A 5,959-nucleotide genomic window follows, 5' to 3' on the forward strand; every position below is an offset into this window, starting at 1 on the left:
AAGGTGAGTAATAACAGAGGTTGACAATTCATAACCATTTGCTCAGCAGTGTCTATTCAAGACTTCGGTCATCTCCGCAAGCGGAGATCTACTGATAAGCATCATTTGATCCCGCCTAACCCCATAATTAAGTGAATACTCATGTTAATGCTTTCTTTGCTTTCTCACCTTATACAACCCACATAAAGTTAAAATTAATCCAGATAATGCATACACACTAAAACCAATAAATATAACCCAAGATGGATTTGCTGCAATAGCTACAAATAAAACAATCATAACCAAAACATACAAAAATGGTACTTTTCCTTTAAAATCTATTTCCTTAAAACTATAATAACGGAAATTCGACACCATCAATACTGAAGCAACTAAGGACAACATTGCAGTTGCTACAGAAACAAACATATTGTGCCAATCATTTTGATAACATAACCAGGCAAAAGAAGCCAATACAGCCGCAGACGGTGGACAAGGAAGTCCCTGGAAATAACGTTTATCTATAAGTTCAAGCTGAGTATTAAAGCGAGCCAGACGTAAAGCAACAGCTGCAGTATAAACAAAAGCAATCAACCATCCTACCTTTCCCAATTGACTTAAAGTCAAAGTATAAATTAATAGTGATGGGGCAACTCCAAAAGTAACCATATCGGACAAACTATCATATTGGGCGCCAAATTCAGTTTGTGTATTCGTTAAACGTGCAATACGTCCATCCAAACCATCAGCAATCATCCCAATAAATATAGCAATTACAGCTACCTCAAACTGACCCTTCATTGATGCAACAAGTGAATAAAACGCTGCAAATAAACTTGCTGTAGTAAATAAATTAGGTAATAAGTAAATACCTGAATGACTTTCTTTTTCCATAAGTAATCAACCTTTATAAAATGCTAAAGAACACCAGTCCGACATAATAGGGATAAAATGTACTTTTGAAAACAGAAATATACTGCAGTAAAACAAATTAATTTCAATACAGACGACCTGGTTTGATGGTATACTTAGCACACTGTGTTTATATTATGTGTAATTATGGATCATTTTCAAAATAAAACAATCATAATCGAAGGAATAACTTCTCAAGGAAAAACATTCCGTCCAAGTGATTGGGCAGAGCGAATGAGTGGATCGCTTGCCAGTTTTAAAAACAGCCGCATTCATTATTCACCCCTATTACGCCCTAGCGTCAACAGCGATGGTAACCAATGTGTTTTACTTGATCCAAAATTAAAAGAATCCAGTCCTCTACTTTATCAATCAATTATGGATTTTGCTAAAACAAATAATTTACGAATTTGTGGCGAAGAAAATTAGGCAAAGTTCTTAAAACCCTTAGCTGTTTTTAAGCGCAGTAATATTACTAACAATACTATTAAGCATCGACACGGTATTATCAAAATTCATTGACAAAATTCCTGCTAAAATAAATATTAAACCTTTAGGGCCCTGTTGTTTGCCTGGCTCACTGGCGTGGGTTACTAAGACGCAACCTCGTACAAACCATAATAACCCTGCAGTCCGAATCAGTAACCCCATTGAACTATATATATTAGTTGGATTATACGATGCATAAGTTAAAACATTTCCGACACCAAAAGCTGTATTTGCGACAACATTTAAAGCAGAAGGCAAGTAAACTAAAAGGGCACCAAATAATAAGTACATCATTGGCGTAAACATTTTTTCCTGCGATGGGGATTGTGTCCTGCGATCGGCAATTTTCAAAAGCTTAGTAATGGCTGTGATGAAGAACAAAATGCCTAATAAATAAGCTCCCCCCGAAATTAACCGCTGCAAAGGGTATAAAGATTGGCTAATATTGCCTAATATAGTAACTAAGTCAGTCGTAGTCATAAGTTAATTATATGTCGCCAACCCTTGCATTGCATAATTTTTTCCTTATATTAGGCACTTTATAATAAAAGTGATGCATTCATGGCAATAAATATATTTCCTATTACCTTAAAAGAATCATTTATGATTACTCCTAAGGTAAAACATTTTGTTTTTAATTGTGAACTTTCTCCCTCTTTTAATTATGAGCCAGGGCAATTTATTACGCTTCATTTTGAACATGAAGGTAAAACATTAAAACGTAGTTACAGTATTGCCTGCGAACCCAAGCAGGATAATCAAATTGAGTTTGCTGCAGGATATTTTGCTCATGGACCTGGTACTGAATTATTATTCAATTTAAAACCTGGCGATATTATTAATATTAGTGGACCATTTGGTCGTTTAATTATGAAAGAAGAACAACCTGGCCGCTACATACTTGTAGCTACCAGTACAGGGATTACGCCTTACAGAGCTATGCTTATGGAACTTGGCAAACAAATAGAACAAAATTCCCAATTACAGGTTGTTATTCTTCAGGGGGTACAACGACGTGAGGAAATTCTCTATGCAACTGACTTCCAGTCGTTTGCGCAAAAATACCCGCAAGTAACTTTTCTGTCTTATTTAAGTCGGCAATCAAACAATGATTTGCTGGCGAATGAACGTAGTGGCTATGTACAACATGCGTTTCCAACACTGGGTTTAAATCCACAACACGATGTTGTTTATTTATGTGGAAATCCAGGTATGATTGACGAAGCATTTACGTATTTAAAAGAACAAGGTTTTGCTATGCAACAAATTATTCGTGAAAAATACATTTCAAGATAACCACCAGGAGTAAGAGCATTATGAGTTATGAAGAATTATCAGCCACTATGGAGCACATGCTGCAAGAAGGTAAAGGTATTTTAGCAGCTGATGAAAGCAATGGAACCATTGGTAAGCGCTTTGCTTCAATTAATATTGAAAACACTGAACAAAATCGTAAAGATTATCGTTTATTATTGGCCACTGCTCCTAACCTGGAACATTACATTAATGGCGTGATTTTATTTGAAGATACCTTTGAACAAACTGATGAGCAAGGAACTCCTATTGTAAAATTATTTGCTGATAAAGGCATTATTCCTGGAATCAAAGTAGATAAAGGGTTAGTGGATTTAGCAAATACTGAAGATGAAAAGGTAACTCAAGGTTTAGATGGTTTAGCAGATCGTCTACAGCACTTCAAAAAATTAGGCGCACGCTTTGCCAAATGGCGTAATGTGTATTCCATTTCTGAGTTCACTCCCAGTTTAACCGCCATTAAATCAGGTGCTGAGAATCTGGCTCGTTATGCTGCAGCATGTCAAGCAGCAGGTATTGTCCCAATTGTAGAGCCTGAAGTTCTAATGGATGGTAACCACACGATTGAACACTGCGCCGAAGTATGTGAAATAGTATTACATGAAGTATTTCATGCTTTATTCATTCACCAGGTAGAATTAGAACATATTATCTTAAAACCAAGTATGGTAACCTGCGGTAAAGAAAATATACCATTTAGTGAACCTGATGAAATTGCTGACTACACCATTAGTGTATTCCGTAATAATGTGCCTGCCTCAGTATCAACAATTAATTTTTTGTCAGGTGGCCAAACCCCATTACAAGCTACGGTTAATTTAAATGCAATCAATAGTGTGGGACATCAACCCTGGTTACTTAGCTTCTCATATGGTAGAGCATTACAGGAAGAGTGTTTAGCTGCTTGGAATGGTAAAAAAGAAAATATCCCAAGAGCACAAGAAGCATTATTAAATTGTGCACGCTTAAACGGTTTAGCCTGCGTGGGAGAATACCAGAGCACTGAAGAATAACATTAGTAACTTTCATTCTGAAAAGGCCATCTTTGGCCGATTAAGAACGAAAAAGCCCACCAATACTCACATACTGATGTATGCTATGTTTCATGTGGGCTTTTTTGTCATATGAAGATCTCAAAGAGGTATTAAATCAATTCAAAACGTGCATAAAGCGGCAAATGATCAGATAACATACGCCAGGGTTTGCCTTGCAAGCAAGCAACCTCCTGGACGCGCATACCGCGAAAATAAACACGATCCACACATAGTGCGGGGCGAATTGCAGGAAATGAACGTGCATGTTGCCCTTCTATCGAAACAAAAGCTTCTTCTATATTTAAGCCCTCAGCTAAAGGCTGAGAAAGAATAGTTCGCCAATCATTAAAATCGCCAGCCATCAACAAAGGCTCATTTTGTGGAACTACTTCCTTTATACGATGCATTAGAGCTTTGGATTGTTCCGCACGCTCACGTTTAAATAATCCTAGATGAACACACAATAAATGGATGGTAACATCACGTACCATTAATTTTGCGTGCAAAACTCCTCGTGAAGCACGACGCATGTTAGTCAGATTAATATTGTCAATCTGTTTGAACGCGTACTTACTTAAAATTGCATTTCCATGGTGACCTGATTGATAAATTGCATTTTTTGCATAAGCATAATGTGGCCAAATATTTTCTGCAATATATTCACATTGAGATAAATCTGGCCAAGAATTTATTCTTTTCTCGCGCTTCCTATGCTCCCCCTGTACTTCCTGTAAAAAGACAAAATCAGGATTTAAACTCATTATTGCTTCGCGCATTTTTGGCAATAAAAAACGAATTGCTCCAACTCCAAAGCCTTTATGTATGTTGTACGTTATCAAGGAAACACTAGGTGCTGCTTGTTGCATTGATTCACCTTTATCAGGTTTTTTTATTGAGAACTACAATTTAGTACCTTCTGCCTGGGGATCCAGTTTTATGATTAGGTGTATACTCTTTCACATGCTCTGGATTCCGAAAACAAACTACAGAATATAGGACTTTAAAAAATACAGAGTCAACATTGTGTAATCATAACATTAAATTAGTTAACTGTTAAAGGTGAAAAATTTTAGCCTTTAGATCAAGTCTATATTTGATCTATACTGAGTAATAAATACTTACTTAACGAAATAAATGAAGGAAATTAATATAAGAATTCCTGGTTTTTTAATTGCAGGAAAAACTTGGGGAAACCCTGAAAATCCACCGATTTTGGCTTTACACGGCTGGTTAGATAATGCAAACAGCTTTACCTCCGTAGCCCCTTACCTTCAGCAGGATTTTTATTTCATCGCGGTTGATTTACCGGGACACGGACATTCCTCTCATCTTCCAGAGGGATGTAACTATCACTTTTTTGATGCTGTTTTCATTATTATTGAATTAATTAATGCTTTAAAATTAGGCAAGGTACATTTATTAGGCCATTCCATGGGGGCTTGCGCTAGCAGTTTGCATGCAGGTGTTGCCCCAGAACAGCTCTTCTCTCTTTACCTTATCGAAGCATTAGGACCATTTTCTGCCCCAGCAGAAACAGCATGTAAACAATTAGCTAACTATGCTCAATTTATTACTCGTCCTCGAAAAAAAACTAAAGGTTATGAATCTTTCGAACAAGCAACCCTCGCCCGTTCAGCTAAGGGCTACATTTCTAGAGATCTTGCCAGAACACTTTGTGAGCGCAGCTTAATCAAAAGAGAAGGACGATATTACTGGCGACATGACCAACGGTTGATGGTTCCCTCACCTTTGCGCATGACCGAAGATCAAATCTTATCTTTTTTAGGTAATATTAGATCCAAAACGCAATTATTATTAGCTAATAAAGGATTTTCTTTTGATACAAATATAATGAAAAATCGAATAAAGGCGGTAAAAAATCTTACAGTGAAACAATTAGTAGGCGGACATCATATTCATATGGAAGAGCCAGAAGCAGTAGGTCCACTTCTGGCAAATTTTTATCATTCGTTTTAATTAATTAGAGCAAGAATTATAGTTAATCGCCACTTGCTTCAATGAGGCTTTCACATCATCAATAGAATAACCCAGATCATGCGCTGCACTAATCATGCCACAACCACCTTCATCAAAAGTTGAATACGGAGTCCAATAATCCATGTTTGCCTTCACCATAACATTAAAAGCTAAACGAGTATTCCAATGTGGCTTAGTAGCCAGAAAATAGAATAAATGATTATATACACCACTAGAATAATGAACATCTAAAC

Annotated in this window: 8 protein-coding genes; 4 read left to right on the forward strand and 4 right to left on the reverse strand. The window is 36.7% G+C overall.

Annotated elements, in window-relative coordinates:
* Positions 1-144 precede the first annotated feature (144 nt).
* The gene (pssA, locus tag WA877_RS03240; protein WP_425169496.1) at positions 145-873 is read right to left on the reverse strand and encodes a CDP-diacylglycerol--serine O-phosphatidyltransferase; all 729 of its coding nucleotides are present in this window, start codon (positions 871-873) and stop codon (positions 145-147) included.
* Between the two features lie 165 nt (positions 874-1,038).
* On the opposite strand from pssA, the gene WA877_RS03245 reads away from it, so the two are divergent.
* Positions 1,039-1,320 carry a DUF3579 domain-containing protein gene (locus WA877_RS03245; RefSeq protein WP_425169497.1) on the forward strand — a complete coding sequence of 94 codons (282 nt, stop codon included), beginning with the start codon at positions 1,039-1,041 and terminating at the stop codon, positions 1,318-1,320.
* 18 nt (positions 1,321-1,338) lie between these two features.
* Here WA877_RS03245 and WA877_RS03250 read toward each other — a convergent pair whose 3' ends face one another.
* Positions 1,339-1,860 carry a DUF308 domain-containing protein gene (locus WA877_RS03250; RefSeq protein ID WP_425169498.1) on the reverse strand — a complete coding sequence of 174 codons (522 nt, stop codon included), beginning with the start codon at positions 1,858-1,860 and terminating at the stop codon, positions 1,339-1,341.
* 81 nt (positions 1,861-1,941) lie between these two features.
* On the opposite strand from WA877_RS03250, the gene WA877_RS03255 reads away from it, so the two are divergent.
* Positions 1,942-2,676 (forward strand): ferredoxin--NADP reductase, encoded by a 735-nt coding sequence (locus WA877_RS03255; protein ID WP_425169499.1) that lies wholly within the window; start codon positions 1,942-1,944, stop codon positions 2,674-2,676.
* Between the two features lie 20 nt (positions 2,677-2,696).
* Entirely contained in the window at positions 2,697-3,707 is a 1,011-nt protein-coding gene (locus WA877_RS03260) for a class I fructose-bisphosphate aldolase (protein ID WP_425169500.1), read from the forward strand.
* 131 nt (positions 3,708-3,838) lie between these two features.
* Here WA877_RS03260 and WA877_RS03265 read toward each other — a convergent pair whose 3' ends face one another.
* Positions 3,839-4,594: an endonuclease/exonuclease/phosphatase family protein gene (locus tag WA877_RS03265; RefSeq protein ID WP_425169501.1), complete on the reverse strand. Its 756-nt coding sequence runs from the start codon at positions 4,592-4,594 to the stop codon at positions 3,839-3,841.
* Between the two features lie 268 nt (positions 4,595-4,862).
* Here WA877_RS03265 and WA877_RS03270 point away from each other — a divergent pair, with 268 nt between their 5' ends.
* Positions 4,863-5,705: an alpha/beta fold hydrolase gene (locus tag WA877_RS03270; protein WP_425169502.1), complete on the forward strand. Its 843-nt coding sequence runs from the start codon at positions 4,863-4,865 to the stop codon at positions 5,703-5,705.
* Here the strand turns inward: WA877_RS03270 and WA877_RS03275 are convergent.
* A partial coding sequence (locus WA877_RS03275) for a M4 family metallopeptidase (RefSeq protein WP_425169503.1) occupies positions 5,706-5,959 on the reverse strand: 254 nt, incomplete at its 5' end.

It is taken from the genome of Legionella sp. (assembly GCF_049790535.1).
Taxonomy (GTDB): domain Bacteria; phylum Pseudomonadota; class Gammaproteobacteria; order Legionellales; family Legionellaceae; genus Legionella.

What these genes read in the sequence shown, in the direction of transcription:
- pssA (WP_425169496.1), bottom strand. Translation starts at nt 873, where the DNA reads ATGGAAAAAGAAAGTCATTCAGGTATTTACTTATTACCTAATTTATTT.
- WA877_RS03245 (WP_425169497.1), top strand. Translation starts at nt 1,039, where the DNA reads ATGGATCATTTTCAAAATAAAACAATCATAATCGAAGGAATAACTTCT.
- WA877_RS03250 (WP_425169498.1), bottom strand. Translation starts at nt 1,860, where the DNA reads ATGACTACGACTGACTTAGTTACTATATTAGGCAATATTAGCCAATCT.
- WA877_RS03255 (WP_425169499.1), top strand. Translation starts at nt 1,942, where the DNA reads ATGGCAATAAATATATTTCCTATTACCTTAAAAGAATCATTTATGATT.
- WA877_RS03260 (WP_425169500.1), top strand. Translation starts at nt 2,697, where the DNA reads ATGAGTTATGAAGAATTATCAGCCACTATGGAGCACATGCTGCAAGAA.
- WA877_RS03265 (WP_425169501.1), bottom strand. Translation starts at nt 4,594, where the DNA reads ATGCAACAAGCAGCACCTAGTGTTTCCTTGATAACGTACAACATACAT.
- WA877_RS03270 (WP_425169502.1), top strand. Translation starts at nt 4,863, where the DNA reads ATGAAGGAAATTAATATAAGAATTCCTGGTTTTTTAATTGCAGGAAAA.